Raw genomic sequence first — 16384 nt, forward strand, 5'->3', positions numbered from 1 at the left:
TCGTGTTCAAAGGTGAGGCCGAAGTAGTTCTTGTCGCCGAACAGTGTCTGGCCTTCCCGGGCGGCGAGGAGGTGCGGTTCGGCCGCGAGGGGGTCCAGCAGGTTCCGCGTTCGCCGGCCTTGGCGCCGGTCAGGGCGAAGACGACGGGCAGGCCCGCATCTCAAAGGCGCCCTCGGACTCGCAGCGCTCGGCGCGGCAAGAACCAAGGAACACCTACCTCCAGGCCCGCCACAAGCGACTGACCGCCCGCCGCGGCCCCCTCAGGGCCCTGGTCGCCGTCGAGCACTCGATCATCACCGCGATCTGGCACACGCTCACCGACCACGTCCCCTACCACGAACTCGGCGGCACCTACTTCACCCAGCGTGACCCCGAACGCGCCACCGGCCGCGCGATCACCGCCCTCAACCAGCTCGGCTACACCGTCACCCTCAACCCGATCGAAGGCACAGCCTGACCAACCACAGACCAAATGCCCGGCGGCCTCGACCACCGGGCACCCAGCCCTGCCCAAACAGCCCCTGACCTGGACCTAATTACGCGTCAGAAGCCCTTGGCCGCCAGCTCAAGGATCGCCACGCACTCCACATGATGCGTCATAGGAAACATGTCGGCCTGAGCAAGGCAGGAAAACCCGCAGGTCAGAGCAGGTTCTTCGGCTCACCATCCCGCTTGCGGGCGCCCGGAGCGTCAAGCGAGCGTCACGGCCGCGAGTCCGTCCACCCGCTCGGGGCAGACCGAGCTGCCACGACCAGTTCCCCAGCAGGCTCTGTCCCGGTCGCTCCAGAGGCCAGCTGGCGTCTCATGACCCACGGCACTTCTCCGGCCGCCCAAATGGACTCATGCCTTCCAGCCGACAGCGTCCCGCACATACACCGAGCGACCTCTCGGGCGCGGTCGCCGAGGACCTCGCGCTGTACCGGGAGAAGTTCCGGCGGCGTCTGCCGGTGTCGCTGGACGAGCCGGGCGCAGCCAATCGTCCAGTCGGTCTCCACTGCCGCTGGAGCGATGGCCCGGACACTCGCGGCTGCATCTCGGAAAGGGGCACCTCATGTCGGACTCAGGCGTCGTCAGGACGCATCATGCGATCGATGTGGCGGCCGAACCCAAGGCCGTGTACGAGCTGATCGCCGCGGCGGAAGACTGGCCGCACATCTTTCCTCCCACCGTGCACGTGGAGAAGCTCGACGGGGACGACCGGTCGGAGCGGCTGCGGCTCTGGGCGTTCGCGAACGGGGAGGTGCGGTCGTGGACCTCCCTCCGTGAACTGGATCCGAGCGCGCTGCGGGTGACGTTCCGCCAGGAGGTCTCGTCCGCGCCGGTCGCGTCGATGGGCGGCGAGTGGATCATCGAGGCAGCTCCGGGCGGCAGCAGCGTCGTGCTGCTGCACGACTTCACCGTGGTCGACGACGACCCGGTGGCCCGCGAGTGGGTGGAGCGCGCCGTCGACACCAACAGCAGCTCCGAACTGGCCGCGCTGAAGACGGCGGCCGAGTCTCTGGCAGCGGAACCCAGGGCGCTGCTGTCATTCGCCGACCACGTGGACATCTCGGGCGCGCAGCAGGAGGTGTACGACTTCCTGTGGCGGGCCGACCTGTGGGAGGAGCGGCTTCCGCATGTGGGCCGGCTCGTGCTGACCGAGCCCGGCCGGGACCTGCAGACGGTGGAAATGGACACTCGCGCCGCCGACGGTTCGGTGCACACAACGAAGTCGGTACGGGTCGGTTTCGCACCTGGCCGGCTCACGTACAAGCAGACCCAGGTACCGCCGCTGATGGCCGCGCACACGGGCCGCTGGACCATCGAGCCCACCCAGCACGGAGTGCGCGCCACCTCGCACCACACGGTCGTCCTGCGCCCCGAGCGGGTGCGGGAGCTGCTGGGCCCGGACGCCACTCTCGACACGGCCCGCGACATGGTCCGCACAGCCCTCGGCAGGAACAGCACGGCCACCCTGACTCTGGCCAAAGAGATCGCGGAACGAGCCGCGTCCCACTGACGTTCCGGAGAACGGAAAGGGCGGGGCCCCGGAGATCCGGGGCCCCGCCTTCCGCGTTCTCGTTCAGCTTCCCGACAGGGCCGAGTTGACCAGGTCGACGAAGGCTCGGGGAGTCTCGGCGCCGTCGAGACCCTCGTCAGGGAGGGCGACCCCGAAATCACGGGTGATACGGCCGGCCACCTCCAGCAGAGCAAGGGAGTCGTAGCCGAGGTCCGTGAACAGCACGTCGGCAATGTCCCCGCTCAGGTCGACCGCCTCCTCCTCACCGGCCGACTCGCGCAGGATTCGGGTGAAGTCGTCGATGCTCAATGCCGTGACCCCGTTCGCACTCATGATATTTCCTTCCTTCTGATTCCTACTTGTTGGTGTGGTTTTGTCGGCCGTGCCGATGATTCGGGCCGTCCCGGTGGTTCCGGTGCCACGCTGGTTCAGTTCGTGGTCGTGACGACCGCCGCCGCGTTGAAGCCACCCTCGCCGCGGGCCAGGACCAGCGCGGCGTCGCCGGTGAGCGGGCGGGCCTGGCCCGTCACGAGGTCCACCGGGCAGTCCGCCGCCACCGAGGTGACGTGCGCGGTCGGCGGGACGCTGCCGTCGCGCAGGGTGAGCAGCGCGGAAACCAGGTCGAGGGCCGCCCCCCCTGCGTACAGGCGGCCGGTCTGCGCCTTCGGTACCGCTACTTGCACCCCGCGGGCACCGAACACCGCGGTAAGCGCGGCCGCTTCGGCGCGGTCCGCCTCGGGTACGCCGGCGGCGTCCGCGAAGACGACGGCGATGGCATCGGGCGTGCGGTCCGCGTCCGCGAGGGCGGCACGGATCGCGCGCTCCAGGCCGTCGGTCTCCGGGTCGCGCGGATCCGGGTCGAACGTGGCCGCGTATCCGGCGAGTTCACCGTAGACGCGGGCGCCACGTTCCTCGGCGGACGCCGGGTCCTCCAGTACCACGTACGCGCCGCCCTCGCCCGGGACATGGCCCGAGGCGGCCTCGTCAAAGGGCAGGTATGCACGCTCGGGGCGGTCCTCCGGGCTGAGTCGGCCGGAGGCGAGCTGTCCCGCGAGGCCAAGCGGGCACAGTGCGCCGTCCACGCCGCCCGCGAGCATCACCTTCGTGCCTTTGCGGATCTGCCGCCGCGCGTGCCCGATCGCGTCGAGGCCGCCGGCCTGGTCGGTGACGACGGCGCTGCTCGGGCCCTTCAGCCCGTGCCGGATGGAGATCTGGCCGGTGTTGACGGCGTAGAACCAGGCGAAGGACTGGTACGCGCTGACGAACCGGCCGCCCTTGCTCCACAGGTTCTGCAGCTCGCGCTGGCCGAACTCGAAGCCGCCCATCGACGAAGCCGAGGAGACGCCCGCCTGGTACGGGGGCAGGGCGGCGAGGTCGAGGCCGCTGTCGTTCAGGGCCTCGCCCGCCGCGTACAGGGCGAGCCGGGTCATGTGGTCGGTCTGCGGCAGCAGCCGGCTCGGGATGTGGTCGGCGGCCTCGAAGCCGGGTACCTCGCCGGCGAGCCGCACCGGGTAGCCGGATGCGTCGAAACGGGTGATCTCCGCGATGCCGTTCGCGCCTTCGACGATGGCAGCCCAGTGAGCGTCGGCGCCGAGCCCGGTGGGAGCGGCGACGCCAATGCCGGTGATCACGGGACGGGTGGCGGTTGCCGTCACGCGGCACTCCTTTCGGGGCGGGCGAGGACGACGGCGCTCTGGAAGCCACCGAAGCCGCTGCCGACGCTGAGTACGGAGTCGACCCGGGCCTCGCGCGCGGTCAGGGGGACGTAGTCGAGATCGCACAGCGGGTCTGACTCGTGCAGGTTCGCCGTCGGAGGGATCAGGCCGTGCTCCATCGCGAGAACACACGCGACGAGTTCGAGCGCGCCGATCGCGCCCAGCGAATGCCCGATCATCGACTTGATGGAGCTGACGGGCACTCGGTAGGCGTGCTCGCCGAGCGACGTCTTGAACGCGGCGGTCTCGTGCCGGTCGTTCTGCTTGGTGCTGGAGCCGTGCGCGTTGACGTAGTCGATCTGCTCGGGCGCGAGCCGCGCCTCCACGAGGGCGATCCGGATCGCCTCGGCCATCTCCGCGCCGTCCGAGCGCAGACCGGTCATGTGGTACGCGTTGCTGCGCGTGCCGAATCCTGCGACCTCGGCGTAGATCCGGGCACCGCGGCGCCGGGCGTGCTCCAGTTCCTCCAGGATCAGCACCGCGGCACCCTCGCCGAGGACGAGCCCGTTGCGTGTGTTGTCGAAGGGGCGGGAGGCGTGCTCCGGGTCGTCGTTGCGGGGCGTGGTCGCCTTGATGGCGTCGAAGCAGGCGAGCGTGATCGGTGAGATCGGAGCGTCGGTGCCGCCCGCGACGATGATGTCGGCGCTGCCCTCGCGAATCAGGTCGGCACCGTGCCCGATGGCGTCGAGACCCGAGGTGCAGCCGTCGGAGACGAGCGACACCGGGCCCTTGGCACCCGTCTCGCGGGCCAGTTCGGCGGCGAGCGAGCTCGGGACGAAGTGGTCGTAGAGCCGGGGCACCGCGTATTCGTGGTCGACGAGCCAGTTGGCGCCGCCGTCGCTGAGGACGACGTACTCGTCCTCCATCGACGTGGTGCAGCCCACCGCGCAGCCGAGCGACACGCCGGTGCGCACGGCCCGCGAGGACGTGAGATCGAGGCCGGAGTCGGTCACCGCCTCCCGTGCGGCGACCAGCGCGAACTGGCCCGCGCGGTCCAGCCTGCGCTCCTCCTGCGGGGACAGTCCGGCCGCCGCGGGCTGGAAGTCGACCTCCGCCGCGACCTGGGAGCGGTACGGGGAGGCATCGAAGAGGGAAACGGTGCGGGTGGCCGTCCGCCCGGTCGACAGCAGATCCCAGTACCGTTTGATCCCTGTTCCCCCGGGCGCCACCGCACCGATTCCGGTTATGACGACGCGTCGTTCCATGGGCATCCTCACTCGCTGTCGGCGGGAACCGGCGCTCCGGTCCCTGGTCGTGACCGTGTCAAGTCGGTCTGGAGACCCGCTCGAACCGGCCTGGACATCTGTGCGGTCGAGTGGGCCGGTGGTAGGGCGGCCTGGTCGGCGGCACCTACGGCCGCGGAGGCGGTCTGTTCCCCTGACACGGCGGGGGCGCTCGCAAGTTCCGCGAGTGCCTTCTCGAAGGCGGCCCGCTCGCCATCCGGTTCGCAGGGCCGCGCGGGCAGCAGACCGATTGCCCGGGAGCCCCCCTTCGCCACCCGGGGATGACGGCGGGCGAGCGCGGTGAGCCCCTGTCCGGGGCCCGCCTCCGCGAGCACCACGTCCGGCCCGGCGAGCACGACGTCGAGCGCCGGTCCGAACATCACCGGACGCGCAGGCTGGAGCGCCCAGAACCGCGGGTCCTGTATCCGTTCACCGGTCAACGGCCCGGGCTCGTACGCGGAGTGCAGCGGCAGCTTCGGACGACGGATGGGCACCGCGGCGAGCAGTGGCAGCGCGCGCAGGGCCGCCTCGGTGAGCACGGGGCTGTGGAACGGGTTGAGCGCTCGTGCCCTGCGGCAGGTGAAGCCGTCGGCGCGCAGCTTCTCCTCCGCGCTGCGCAGGCCGTCCTCAGGACCGGCGAGCAGCACTTGGCGGGGCCCGTTGACGGCGCCGACGACGACTTCGTCCGTCGTGTACGGGACGACCTCGTCGGGGCGCGCCTGCACGGCAAGCATGCCGCCGGGCGGAGTGCCGTCCAGGTGGCCGATCCGGTCCGCCATCAGGGACACGGCGTCGGCCGGGTCGAAGACGCCGGCGAGGGTGGCCGCAGCGACCTCGCCGACGCTGTGCCCGAGCAGGGCCGCGGGCCGCACTCCGGCGTCGAGGACCGTGCGGCCGACGGCCCAGTTCAGCGAGAACAGCAGCGGCTGCGCCGTGCGCAGGCGGTCGGCCTCCGGGCCGATGCGGGCGGCGAGCCAGTCCGCGCGCAGGTCGAAACCGTGCGCGCGCCACAGCTCCAGAGCCTCGTCCATGCGGGTCCTGAATCCCGGGTGGGCGTGGTACAGGCCGACACCCATACCGGGTTGCTGCGCGCCCTGTCCGGGAAACAGCAGCACGGCCGGCGGCGGTGCGGTCACGGCGGTCTCCTCTCCTCGGTGTTCCGACATGCTGAAGGCGCCGCCTGGAGCCTCGGTCGACCTCGGGCACAACGTGCGACTGGGCACCCGTCCGGCAGGCACCACACCGCCATCGACGCTCCCGCAACCTCCTTGCGCCCCCTCGGGGTGTGGCCCCACGCAGGGCCGCTCCAGTCGCTCTGGACCGCTCGTCCACCGGTCGGACGCAGGTTTGTGGTCGCCGGAGGCACGCGACCCGTTGCCCCGGTGCGCCGCGGTCGATACGAGGGCCGCCGGGCCGGCACACCCGGTCCGGCGGCCGTCGGTGTCCGCGGGATTCCCTTCTGAACCGCCGGTGAAAGGGCATCGGGACATGAGGTTCGACGACCTGTACATCGCCGGGGCAGCCGCGCACCTGGAGGGCCGGAGCACCGTGGCGGAGGCGCTGCGGGACGGGCGGTGCGACGAGCGCACCGCGACGCGCACCGGCATCGTCTCCGTGGCGGTTTCGACGGGTGCCTCCGCGCCCGAGCTCGCGGTGGGCGCGGCTCGGCAGGTGCTGGAGCGTACGGGTACGCACCCCACCGACATCGATCTCCTGCTGCACGCGACCGTGCAGCACCAGGGGCACGACCTGTGGGCACCCGCCTCGTACATCCAGCGGTACGCGGTCGGTAACCGGTGCCCCGCGATCGAGATCAAGCAGCTCTCCAACGGCGGCATGGCGGCCCTGGAACTCGCGTCCGGCTATCTCGCCGGCGCATCGGGCCGTACGGCCGCGCTGCTGACGACGGGCGACGTGTTCTGCGAGCCCGGCTTCGACCGCTGGCGCAGCGACCCCGGCACGGTGTACGGCGACGCGGGCACCGCTCTCGTCCTTGGCCGGAGCCGTACTGGCTTCGCGCGGCTGCGCAGCCTCGTGACCGTGTCGGACGCAGATCTCGAGCAGATGCACCGGGGGCGGGACCCGTTCTCGCGGGTGCCGTTCGAGATGCGACAGCCGATCGATCTGGGGCTGCTGCAACGGACGTTCATCGAGGACACCGGGCGGTCGTACAGCGTCGCCCGGATCACGGCAGGGCAGGACGAGACGCTGAAGCGGACGCTGGCCGAGGCGGACTGCACGCTCTCCGACGTCTCCTGGTTCGTCCTTCCGAACTTCGGGCGCGGTCGGCTCAACTCGACGTTCTTGCGCCGCTGGAACATCCCCGAGGAGCGGACCACCTGGCCCTGGGGCCGTTCGGTGGGTCACCTCGGCGCCGGCGACCAGTTCGCGGGCCTTGCGTTCCTCGCCGAGTCGGGCCGGACGCGGGCCGGTGAGCTGGGCCTGCTGTACGGGGTCGGCGCGGGGTTCAGCTGGAGCTGCGCGGTCGTGGAGTTCACGGGTGCGGCCCCGGAGGCAGAGAGCGCGGGAGCACCGTCGTACGGGTAACGGCCCGCACCGGTGGAAGCCGTACGGGTAACGGCCCGCACCGGTGGAAGCCGGGGCGGGCCGCGCGGGCCAGGCAGCAGCCCGCCCGCTCGGTGCGTCGCCCAGGTTCAGGGCCTCGCCCCCGGGTTGACGACCGACTTGTCGATGGCCGCCGGTTCCAGTCCCCACTTCTTGAGGATCTTCGCGTACGTGCCGTCCTCGATGAGCTGGTTCACGGCGCCCTTCAGCGGTTCGGCGAGCGGGGAGCCCTTCTTGACGGCGAGGCCGACGTTCTTGCGCTCGATCTCGTTGAGGTAGCGCAGGTCCGGCTGCTGGGTGGCCGCGAATCGCAGGACGCTGGACGTGGTCATCAGCACGTCCACGCGCCCCTGACGCAGTGCGAGGAAGTGCGCCGCGGCGTCCGGGTAGGTGCTGATCGAGATCGGCTTCTCGTCGTCGGCCACGCACTCCTTGCTCGCCACTTCGAGGTCGGCCTCGAAGGTCGTGCCCGTACCGGTTCCGACCCGCAGCCCGCACAGCTGCTTCAGGTCGTCGACCTTCTTCAGTTCGCTGTCGTCCCGCACCGCGAACCCGGTTCCGTCGGTGACGTAGAGGACGAAGTCGAGCGCATGCTTACGCTCCTCGGTCACGGCGAGGTTCGCGGTGCCGAGGTCGTAGCGGTCGGCGTTCAGGCCGGTGATGAGGGATGCGCCGCTGACGTGCTTGCGCTCCACCTTCAGTCCGAGGACCCGTGCCACGGCCTCGGAGACATCGATGTCGACGCCGCGCGGCGGGCCGCCGTCCTCGGGGCTGAACGCGATGGGCGGTATGCCGATGCCGGAACCGATGCGCAGCGTCCCGGACTCGCGGAGCTTCGCGGGCAGCGTCGCGGAGATGGCGGACTTCTCGTGGACCGCGGAGACCACGTCCTCACGGCCGAGGGCAGCGGCCCGGTCGTCCTCGGGGATCTCCGTCGTACCGGAGCCGCAGGAGGTGAGGAGCAGGGTGAGCAGCGTCGCCGTGGCGACGGCCGGCGCGGTGGTCGGGCGGCACGGTCGGTGTCCGCGCGGGGACCGGTGGCGCGCGGCCTGAATGGGTGGCATGGGTCCTCCTCGACGTGGCTGGGCTTTATGGGGACAGAGGTGGGTGCGGGGACCCGGCGCGGCCCGTGCGGGGCACCGGACGGGCGCGGGCCCGTGGCTCAGTGACGGGCCAGGAAGCGGGCCGTGCGATCGTTGCGGGGCGCGTCGAAGACCTCCTCCGGTGGCCCCGCCTCGACGACCCGGCCGTTGTCCATGAACACGACCTGGTCGGCGATCTCCCGGGCGAACGGCATCTCGTGCGTCACGACGATCATTGTCATCCCGCCGTCGGCGAGTTCCCGGATCACCTTCAACACGCCCCCGGTGAGCTCGGGGTCGAGCGCGCTGGTCGGCTCGTCGAACAGCATCGCCCTCGGCTCCATGGCGAGGGCCCGCGCGATCGCGGCCCGCTGCTGCTCGCCGCCGGAGAGCTGATGCGGACGAGAGGTCTCCTTCCCGGCGAGGCCGACCCGGGCGAGTAGATCGCGGGCGCGCTGCTCGGCCGCGGCCCGCTTCAGCCCGAGGAGGGCGCGAGGCGCCTCGGTGATGTTGTCGAGGACCGTCATGTGCGGGAAGAGCCGGAAGTTCTGAAAAACCATGCCGGTACGGATGCGCTGCCGGGCGACGGCACGGCGCGGACGCTCGTAGAGCCGGTCGCCGCGCCACTCGTAGCCGACGAGTTCGCCGTCGACGACGATGCGTCCGGCGTCGATGCGTTCGAGCCGGTTGACGCACCGCAGCAGGGTGCTCTTGCCGGACCCGGACGGGCCGATGACACAGGCCACGGTGGACTCGGGAACGGTGAGTGAGACATCGTCCAGCACGGTCAGCGCACCGAACGACTTGTGGATTCCGACTGCCTCGATCATCCTCGGTCCCCCGTGGCGTAGCGGCGTTCGACGAAGTGCTGAACGACGCCGAGCAACGTGGTCAGCAGCAGGTACCAGAGCGTGGCCACCAGCAGCAGCGGGATGACCAGGTAGTTGCGGTTGTAGATCAGCTGGGTCGCGTACAGCAGGTCCTGCACGGCGATGACGCTGACGATCGACGTGCCTTTGAGCAGCCCGATGACCTGGCTGCCGGCGGGCGGCAGGATCGCCGGCATGGCCTGCGGCAGCACGATGCGGCGGAAGATCCGCCAGCCGCCGAGGCCCAGCGCCTCCGCGGCCTCGGTCTGGTCCCGGCTGACGGACAGGATCCCGGCTCGGACGATCTCTGCGAGTTGTCCGGCCTCGTGCAGGACGAGCCCAATGACGGCCGCGGTGAGGCTGCTGATCATTTGCTCGGTGGAGAACTCGGTGAACGCGGGCCCGAAGGGGATGCCGAGGGACAGCTTCGGGTACAGCAGCGAGATGTTGTACCAGAACAGCAACTGGACGAGCATCGGCACCGACCGGAAGAGCCAGGTGTAGCCCCAGCTCAGCGCTACGAGGATCGGGTTGCCCGAGAGGCGCATGACGGCGAGTGCGGTGCCGAGGACGAAGCCGCCGACGAAGGCGACGGTGGTCAGCCACAGGGTGGTGACGAGCCCGGAGAGCACCGCGTCGGCGGTGATGTACTTGGCGACGACGTCCCAGCGGAACGCGTCGTTGGTGACGACGGCGTTGAGGGCCATGGCCAGCAGGACGAGGCACGCCGCCGCGGCCACCCGGCGCAGCGGGCGCGGCCGGGGTCGTGCGAACGCGGCGTCGGCCTGGTCCGCCGCGTTTCCGCCCGCTTCCCCGCCCGCACCCATACGGGCCTTGCGGGTGCGCGACGTGCCGCCCTCACCGCTGCTACCGCCTCCCGGGCCGGTCCGGCCGTGCTCGGTGCGCAGGGAAACCATCGACGGTCCGCCCTCAGTCGTTCGACGCGTAGTGCGGCAGGACCTGTTCGGCGAACAGCCGCATGGTGCGGGCCGACTCCTCGAACGGCATGGCGCCGGAGATCACCTGCAGGCTGACCGTGAAGTCGCCGAACCAGTCGCGAATGTCGTCGATCGCGGCCCGTACCTCCTCGGGAGTGCCGACGAGCGCCTTGCGTTCGGCGACGGCCCGGTCGAAGTCGCCGCGGCCCGCCTTCTCAACGATTTTCTCGTAACCGGGGTAGTCGGCGCTGCGGGTCTCACTCCAGGCGGACACCGCCGAGGCGAGGGCCTGGTTGGCCCGCTCGGACGCCTGCTTGCCCTTCTCGCGGGCCTCTTGACCGTCCTCTGCGATGTAGCAGCTGTAGCTCATGTGGATGTCCTCCTCGGTGGGCTTGAAGCCCGCGGCGGAGGCGGCGTCGCGGTACAGGGCGAGCGTCTTCTGCACCTGTTCGCGCGGGTTGATGGACGGTACGAGCATCACGCCGTGCCCGGCGCGGCCGGCCGCCTCGGCGGACGCCGGCGTCTTGGCCGTGGCGACGAGGATCCGCGGGTGCGGGCGCTGCCAGGTGCGGGGCAGCAGAGTCAGCGGGCCGAAGCGGTGGAAGGTGCCCTCCCACACGACCTCCTCCTCCGCCCACAGGCGGCGGACAGCTTCGACGCCCTCGTCGAAGCGGGCCCGGCTCTCATCCATGGACACCTCGAACGCGGTGAACTCGTCGGGCAGGAACGCCCGTCCGAAGCCGACGTCGAGGCGGCCCTGGGAGATGTTGTCGAGCATGGCCAGCTTGCCGGCGAGTTTCAGTGGGTGCGTGAAGGCGGGCAGTACGGCGCCGGTGACAAGGCGAACGCGGCGGGTGCGGGCCGCGGCGGCGGCGAGGAAGGTCACCGGGTCGGGGCTGTAGCCGCCGTACTCGTGGAAGTAGTGCTCTACGGTCTTCACGTGGTGGAGGCCGAGTTCGTCGGCGAGCTCGGCCAGCCGCAGCGACTCTTCGAAGTGCGCTCCGGCGGATTTCTCTGCGGGTCCCACGGTGGGGAAGAGGTTGATGCCGAACTTCATGGAGTCCCCTCGATGTGATGGCTAGTCGGCCGCCGCGGCCCCGGACAGGGCGGGCCCGGGCAGGTGGACGTAGGTGCGGTCGTGATAGAGCATCGGCGCGCGGCCGTGCACGGCGGCGCCGTCGATCCGGCCGAGGAACACGCTGTGGTCGCCGGCCGGGATCTCCTGGTGCACGACACACTCAGCGACTGCGCTGAGGTGGTGCGTGGGCAGCAGCGGGGCACCGAGGGCGAGTTCGGAGGCCCGCCAGTCGAGCCCGGCGAACTTCCGCGTGCTCTTGCCGGCGAAGCGCTCGGAGAGCCATTCGTTGTGCACGGCCAGGAAGTTGACCGCGAAGCCGCCCGAGTGCCGGATGGCCGCCAGGGTCCGCGATCCGGTGCCCACGCACACGAGCAGCAACGGCGGCCGCATCGACACGGAGCTGACGGCGCTGGTCGTCAGACCGCTCGGCCGGCCCTCAGGGCCCGCAGCGGTGACGACGCAGACCGCGGCCGGGTGCGCGCCGAACACCGCGCGGAACAGTTCGTCATCAATCGCCATGGTCCTTTGTTCCTCCCTCGGCCGGTCACGCTGTCCGCGGACGCTGGAGGGCGGGTCCATACCCTCTGGAAGCGGTCTCCGAGTCGCTTTCCTCCAGCACCTTCGCGAGCAGCGCCGTCGCGTTGCGGTGCAGCGGGAAGTCCGTGCCCGGGGGCAGGATGCCGCTGTCCTCCAGAAGCCGGGCCACGCGCGCGGTGACGACGCAGAACCGGTACGCGGCGAACACCTCGTGGTACGGCAGGTTCCGCGCGGGCCGCCCGGTGCGCTCCTCCCAGCGGGCCACGGTCTCGGCCCGGCCGGGCAGCCCGGCGAGCCGTGGCGCGCCGATGCCCTCGCTGAGATGGCGGTCCATGTGAAGGAACCAGGCGAGGTCGGACTCGGCGGGTCCGAGCGCGGCCATCTCCCAGTCGAGCAGTGCCGCGGGCCGTGTACCCGCGTAGATGATGTTGCCGATGCGGGCATCGCCCCAGAGCAGCGAGGCGTGTTCGTCGCCGTCGGGCACATGAGCGCGCAGCCAGTCGAGGGCGGTGGCCGCGGTCGTGTTGTCGTCAGCGACCCCGTAGAAGTCGAGGTGGTGCGTGAAGTGCCGCAACAGCTGCGCCGAACCGGTGGGGCCGAACCGGGGCCGGTCGAGGAAGTCGGCGCCGATCTCCTTGGGATCGACACGGTGAACGGCGGCGAGCGCGTCCACTCCACCGTTCCATACGGCGGCCCGGTCCGCGACCGGCAGGTCCGCGAGCCAGCCCTGCCGGTGGTAGGAGGGCAGATCGGCGGGAACCTGCCCGTCGATGCGTTGCATGACGAGGAACGGCGCGCCCAGATACTCGGGGGACGGCTCGTCCCACAGCACTCGCGGCACGGGCAGGTCGGTGTCGCCGAGCAGCTTCAGCAGCCGTACCTGGCTGTCCCAGAAGTCCTCGGGGAAGACCCGGTGCCCGGTGGGGGCGACACGAACGGCGAGCGCCTGCCGCCGAAGGGTGTCGGCCTCGGTCCACTCGGCGTCGAACAGCAGGATCTCGCCGGAGAAGCCGGCCTCCTTCGGCACGGTGACGGATCCGAGCTCGACCGCGCCGATCGCGTCGGAGCGGGTACCGAACCAATGGGTGAGCACGGCGCGGGTCAGGTCGGGGTCGCGTTGCAGGGGTACGGGCACGGGGGCCTCCTCACGCCCGGCGCAAGCCGGGTACGGACGGAAGGGCGGGCGGGAAGGGCGCGACGATGCTGCCGCCGCGGCGGATCGCGGACTGCAGCCGCCCGATCGCGGGGCCCGGCGCGACGCCCAGGTCGCGGGCGAGCCGGGAGGTGAGCCGGGCGGCGACATCGAGTGCGTCACCGACCCGTCCGGTCTGGTAGAGGGCGGTCATGTAGCGGGCGTGCAGTGTTTCGTGGGTGGGGTGGCGACGGGTGAGGACGGCGAGTTCGGCGAGCACGTCGCGGTGCCGTCCGATCCGCAGCAGGGCGTCGAGGTACGCCTCGTGGACCTCCAGACGGCGCCGCTCCCAGTGCGTGACCGCGGACTGGAGCACCGGTCCGGTGCGCACGTCGGCGAGGACGGGCCGGTCCCACAGTGCGAGTGCGCTGCTCAGCAGCCGGGCCATGGTGGCGTAGTCGTCCGTGGCCCGGCCCGCCTGCCCGACGAACTGCTCGAACCGCAGCAGGTCCAGTTCGTCGGTCCGTACCGAGATGAGATAGCCCTGGCCCGTCGTCCGCAGTCGCTCGTGGGCGGCCTCCCGGGAGCCCACGGACGGCATCCGGGCGAGCAGTCGGCGCAGGTGCATCACGTACGTCTGCAAGGTGGTGGCCGCGCTGGGTGGCGGGTACTCGCCCCAGATCTCGCTCACGCAGGTGCGGACGGGCATGACCTCGCCGGCGTGGAGCAGCAGCAGTCCGAGCAGTTGGCGCTGCTTGGGCGCGGTGGGCAGATGGCGGCCGTCGCTGTCCTCGACGGACAGTCCCCCGAGCACGCCGAACTCCATCGTGGTTCCTCTCGTCGCCTTCTGTCTGTCGCCGTTCAGGGTCGGGTTCCTCGGCTGCTCCAGTGACGCTCCACCGGATGTCGGCCCAATGGAACGGGCAAGGAGCCGAGATCGTGGGAGAGAGGCGGAGGGGTCATGCCGGGGAGAGTCGTGAGCGTGGCCGACGGAGTGCACGCGTACGTGCAGGAGCCGGGCGGCTGGTGCGTGAACAACTCGGGGATCGTCGCCGGTGGGGACACGGTCCTCATCGTGGACACCGCGGCCACCGAGAAGCGGGCGCTCGCGCTGCGGGACGCCGTGGACAAGCTGGCGCCGGGTCCGCGCCGCGTAGTGGTGAGCACCCACCACCACGGCGACCACACCTTCGGCAACCATGTGTTCTCGGGCCCGCACACGCTGCTGGTCAGCCACGAGGCAGGTCCCGCCGAACTGGTGCGCAAGGGCACGGCACTGCAGTCGCTGTGGCCGCACGTCGAGTGGGGCCACACCCCGACCGTGCTGCCGACGCTGACCGTGCGCGAGGGGGCCACACTGCATCTCGACGGCATCACCGCGGAGCTGATCCACCCCGGTGTCGCACACACCTCGGACGATCTGGTGGTGTGGCTGCCCGAGCAGCGGGTCCTGTTCGCGGGCGACCTCGTGTTCTCCGGGGCGGCGCCGTTCGTGCTGATGGGTTCGCTTGCCGGGTCCCTCACGGCGCTCGCACGACTGCGGCAGCTCGATCCGCTGGTCGTCGTCGGCGGGCACGGCCCGGTCGGTGGGCCTGAACTGCTCGACTTCACCGAGCAGTACCTGCGCTGGGTCGCGGTGCTCGCCGAGCGGGGTCTCTCGGACGGACTGAGCCCGCTGGAGACGGCGACGCGCGCCGACGAAGGCGCCTTCGCGACGCTGCTCGACCGCGAGCGGCTGGTCGGCAACCTCCACCGCGCCTTCCACGAGGTGACCGGCGGCGCCCCCGGCGCCCGCATCGAATCGGCGCCGGCGATGCGCGAGATGGTCGCCTTCAATGGCGGCCGCCCGCTGCGCTGCCTGGCCTGACGGGCGCCTGGCCCCGGGCACCGCGCTACGGAGTGGTTCATACCGCCGAGCGTTTCCGCGCCCGCTGGAGCGGGACTCCAGGTGCGCTGGACGGCGTACGCGGGCGTCTTCGCACAGCCCAGTGTCCGCGCGGGCCTGTCTGTCTCCAGTACCGCTCCGGCGGGGTGCGAGCCGTGGCGCACAGGATCGACGGAGTCCAGAAGCCGATGCTGTGGAGGAAAGATGAAACTGCGTGGCAGGACCGCGATCGTCACCGGGGGCACCCGGGGGCTCGGACGGGACGTGGCGCTCGCGCTCGCCAGTGCGGGCGCCACCGTCGTCGCCGCCGCCCGGGAGGTCCCGGACGCCTCGGGGGACGGACTGATCGCACTGAAGGCGGACGTGACGGCGCCCGACTCGGTGGCGGCACTGATGGAGACCGTCCACGAGCGGTACGGGGGCCCGCACATCGTTGTCGCGAACGCGGGCGTCAGCCGCCCGGGCCCAGTCGCCGCGCTGTCCGTCGAACACTGGAGGGAGGTCGTCGACACGAATCTGCACGGTGTGTTCCACACCGTGCAGGCGGCCGTGCCGTACGTGCGCGAGGCACCGGGCGGGCGTGTCATCACCATGTCCTCTCTGCTGGGCTCGCGGGTCATGCCGGGGGCCGCGGCATACTGCGCGTCGAAGGCTGCCGTCGAGGCGTTCACCGCCGTCGCCGCGCTGGAACTGGCCGCGGACGGGGCGACCGTGAACTGCGTGGCGCCCGGCTACATCAGCTCCGGCATGGGCAAGGCGCTGATCGGCAACGAGGCGCTGTGGCCGAAGCTCGCCCCGTCACTCGCGGCGGGACGTCCGGGTACGGGCGACGAGGTGGCCCAGGCAGTGCTGTTCCTGGCCTCGCCGGAGAGCAGTTACGTCAACGGTCAGGTGCTGCGCGTGGACGGCGGGGTGAGCTGAGCACGTATCCCGGCCTCGGGCACCGCGGGGCGGCGCGTACGAGACGCGCCGCCCCGGGACCCGTTGGCTCAGAGCTGCGCGGCCTGCCCCTGCCGCACCGGCACGCTCAGGTGCGGCTCGCCTTTGATGAGCCCGGCGAGGGCGTCGAGCCGGCGGCGGAACTCCGGCTCGGCGAGCGCATTGCGGAAGGTCTTCTCGTCGTCCCACTCGGCGATGTTGAAGTAGACGGACTCGTCCTTGGAGGACCGCACGAGGGAGTAGCGGATGAGGCCCGGCTGGGTCTCCATGAAGGCGCCGACGGCCTCGTAGCGGTTCTCGAACTCCTCGGCGTCGCCGATCAGCGTGAGCTTGTTGACGAACACGACGGCCATGGTGGTCTCCCTGGGGTGGGTGGTCGTTGGCGGATGGTCGTGGGCCGCCGGCATGTGCGCGCCCTCCGG

At 71.1% G+C, this 16384-nt stretch carries 17 protein-coding genes; 5 read left to right on the forward strand and 12 right to left on the reverse strand.

Translation table 11 applies throughout. From position 1 onward, the window contains the following. Nucleotides 1-43: 43 nt before the first annotated feature. Both I2W78_RS08725 and I2W78_RS08730 read left to right on the forward strand, forming a co-directional pair. Nucleotides 44-457 carry a hypothetical protein gene (locus I2W78_RS08725; protein ID WP_196458434.1) on the forward strand — a complete coding sequence of 138 codons (414 nt, stop codon included), beginning with the start codon at nt 44-46 and terminating at the stop codon, nt 455-457. A gap of 594 nt (nt 458-1051) precedes the next feature. Further along, nucleotides 1052-1999, forward strand: a complete 948-nt coding sequence (locus I2W78_RS08730) for an aromatase/cyclase (RefSeq protein ID WP_196458436.1) — start codon at nt 1052-1054, stop codon at nt 1997-1999. A gap of 63 nt (nt 2000-2062) precedes the next feature. Here I2W78_RS08730 and I2W78_RS08735 read toward each other — a convergent pair whose 3' ends face one another. From I2W78_RS08735 to I2W78_RS08750, 4 genes are all read right to left on the reverse strand, one after another. Further along, the gene (locus tag I2W78_RS08735; protein ID WP_196458437.1) at nt 2063-2332 is read right to left on the reverse strand and encodes an acyl carrier protein; all 270 of its coding nucleotides are present in this window, start codon (nt 2330-2332) and stop codon (nt 2063-2065) included. Nucleotides 2333-2427: 95 nt separating this feature from the next. Next, nucleotides 2428-3654 (reverse strand): ketosynthase chain-length factor, encoded by a 1227-nt coding sequence (locus I2W78_RS08740; protein WP_196458438.1) that lies wholly within the window; start codon nt 3652-3654, stop codon nt 2428-2430. After that, nucleotides 3651-4919, reverse strand: a complete 1269-nt coding sequence (locus tag I2W78_RS08745; protein ID WP_307783642.1) for a beta-ketoacyl-[acyl-carrier-protein] synthase family protein — start codon at nt 4917-4919, stop codon at nt 3651-3653. Before I2W78_RS08745 ends, I2W78_RS08740 begins: the two co-directional genes overlap by 4 nt. Nucleotides 4920-4927: 8 nt before the next feature. Continuing rightward, nucleotides 4928-6073, reverse strand: coding sequence for an acyltransferase domain-containing protein (locus tag I2W78_RS08750; RefSeq protein WP_307783643.1), 1146 nt, complete (start codon nt 6071-6073; stop codon nt 4928-4930). Between the two features lie 352 nt (nt 6074-6425). Here I2W78_RS08750 and I2W78_RS08755 point away from each other — a divergent pair, with 352 nt between their 5' ends. Beyond that, on the forward strand, nt 6426-7484 hold the full coding sequence (locus I2W78_RS08755; RefSeq protein WP_196458441.1) for a ketoacyl-ACP synthase III family protein: 1059 nt from the start codon (nt 6426-6428) through the stop codon (nt 7482-7484). A gap of 107 nt (nt 7485-7591) precedes the next feature. Here I2W78_RS08755 and I2W78_RS08760 read toward each other — a convergent pair whose 3' ends face one another. The 7 genes from I2W78_RS08760 to I2W78_RS08790 all read right to left on the reverse strand — a co-directional run bounded on the left by I2W78_RS08760 (nt 7592) and on the right by I2W78_RS08790 (nt 13964). Then, entirely contained in the window at nt 7592-8566 is a 975-nt protein-coding gene (locus tag I2W78_RS08760; RefSeq protein ID WP_196458442.1) for an ABC transporter substrate-binding protein, read from the reverse strand. A 98-nt stretch (nt 8567-8664) separates the two neighbouring features. Continuing rightward, nucleotides 8665-9414 (reverse strand): amino acid ABC transporter ATP-binding protein, encoded by a 750-nt coding sequence (locus I2W78_RS08765; protein ID WP_196458444.1) that lies wholly within the window; start codon nt 9412-9414, stop codon nt 8665-8667. Continuing rightward, nucleotides 9411-10370 carry an amino acid ABC transporter permease gene (locus I2W78_RS08770; protein ID WP_196458446.1) on the reverse strand — a complete coding sequence of 320 codons (960 nt, stop codon included), beginning with the start codon at nt 10368-10370 and terminating at the stop codon, nt 9411-9413. Before I2W78_RS08770 ends, I2W78_RS08765 begins: the two co-directional genes overlap by 4 nt. Nucleotides 10371-10383: 13 nt before the next feature. After that, a complete protein-coding gene (locus I2W78_RS08775) occupies nt 10384-11448 on the reverse strand; it encodes an LLM class flavin-dependent oxidoreductase (protein WP_196458448.1) in 1065 nt (354 codons plus the stop codon). Nucleotides 11449-11469: 21 nt separating this feature from the next. Then, complete coding sequence (locus I2W78_RS08780; protein WP_196458450.1) at nt 11470-11988, reverse strand: flavin reductase family protein; 519 nt, start codon at nt 11986-11988, stop codon at nt 11470-11472. A 25-nt stretch (nt 11989-12013) separates the two neighbouring features. Further along, entirely contained in the window at nt 12014-13141 is a 1128-nt protein-coding gene (locus tag I2W78_RS08785; RefSeq protein ID WP_196458452.1) for a phosphotransferase family protein, read from the reverse strand. Between the two features lie 10 nt (nt 13142-13151). Next, the gene (locus I2W78_RS08790) at nt 13152-13964 is read right to left on the reverse strand and encodes an AfsR/SARP family transcriptional regulator (protein WP_196458454.1); all 813 of its coding nucleotides are present in this window, start codon (nt 13962-13964) and stop codon (nt 13152-13154) included. Between the two features lie 135 nt (nt 13965-14099). On the opposite strand from I2W78_RS08790, the gene I2W78_RS08795 reads away from it, so the two are divergent. Both I2W78_RS08795 and I2W78_RS08800 read left to right on the forward strand, forming a co-directional pair. Continuing rightward, nucleotides 14100-15005 (forward strand): MBL fold metallo-hydrolase, encoded by a 906-nt coding sequence (locus tag I2W78_RS08795; protein WP_196458456.1) that lies wholly within the window; start codon nt 14100-14102, stop codon nt 15003-15005. 222 nt (nt 15006-15227) lie between these two features. Beyond that, nucleotides 15228-15944 carry an SDR family NAD(P)-dependent oxidoreductase gene (locus tag I2W78_RS08800; RefSeq protein WP_196458458.1) on the forward strand — a complete coding sequence of 239 codons (717 nt, stop codon included), beginning with the start codon at nt 15228-15230 and terminating at the stop codon, nt 15942-15944. A gap of 68 nt (nt 15945-16012) precedes the next feature. Here the strand turns inward: I2W78_RS08800 and I2W78_RS08805 are convergent, their stop codons facing one another. Next, entirely contained in the window at nt 16013-16315 is a 303-nt protein-coding gene (locus I2W78_RS08805; protein WP_196458460.1) for an antibiotic biosynthesis monooxygenase family protein, read from the reverse strand. Nucleotides 16316-16384: the final 69 nt, after the last annotated feature.

Source organism: Streptomyces spinoverrucosus, assembly GCF_015712165.1.
Lineage (GTDB): Bacteria > Actinomycetota > Actinomycetes > Streptomycetales > Streptomycetaceae > Streptomyces > Streptomyces spinoverrucosus_A.

Excerpts from the sequence above, each read along its gene's own strand:
- I2W78_RS08730 (WP_196458436.1), top strand. The coding sequence starts at position 1,052 with ATGTCGGACTCAGGCGTCGTCAGGACGCATCATGCGATCGATGTGGCG.
- I2W78_RS08735 (WP_196458437.1), bottom strand. The coding sequence starts at position 2,332 with ATGAGTGCGAACGGGGTCACGGCATTGAGCATCGACGACTTCACCCGA.
- I2W78_RS08745 (WP_307783642.1), bottom strand. The coding sequence starts at position 4,919 with ATGGAACGACGCGTCGTCATAACCGGAATCGGTGCGGTGGCGCCCGGG.
- I2W78_RS08755 (WP_196458441.1), top strand. The coding sequence starts at position 6,426 with ATGAGGTTCGACGACCTGTACATCGCCGGGGCAGCCGCGCACCTGGAG.
- I2W78_RS08760 (WP_196458442.1), bottom strand. The coding sequence starts at position 8,566 with ATGCCACCCATTCAGGCCGCGCGCCACCGGTCCCCGCGCGGACACCGA.
- I2W78_RS08765 (WP_196458444.1), bottom strand. The coding sequence starts at position 9,414 with ATGATCGAGGCAGTCGGAATCCACAAGTCGTTCGGTGCGCTGACCGTG.
- I2W78_RS08770 (WP_196458446.1), bottom strand. The coding sequence starts at position 10,370 with ATGGTTTCCCTGCGCACCGAGCACGGCCGGACCGGCCCGGGAGGCGGT.
- I2W78_RS08775 (WP_196458448.1), bottom strand. The coding sequence starts at position 11,448 with ATGAAGTTCGGCATCAACCTCTTCCCCACCGTGGGACCCGCAGAGAAA.
- I2W78_RS08780 (WP_196458450.1), bottom strand. The coding sequence starts at position 11,988 with ATGGCGATTGATGACGAACTGTTCCGCGCGGTGTTCGGCGCGCACCCG.
- I2W78_RS08790 (WP_196458454.1), bottom strand. The coding sequence starts at position 13,964 with ATGGAGTTCGGCGTGCTCGGGGGACTGTCCGTCGAGGACAGCGACGGC.
- I2W78_RS08795 (WP_196458456.1), top strand. The coding sequence starts at position 14,100 with ATGCCGGGGAGAGTCGTGAGCGTGGCCGACGGAGTGCACGCGTACGTG.
- I2W78_RS08800 (WP_196458458.1), top strand. The coding sequence starts at position 15,228 with ATGAAACTGCGTGGCAGGACCGCGATCGTCACCGGGGGCACCCGGGGG.
- I2W78_RS08805 (WP_196458460.1), bottom strand. The coding sequence starts at position 16,315 with ATGGCCGTCGTGTTCGTCAACAAGCTCACGCTGATCGGCGACGCCGAG.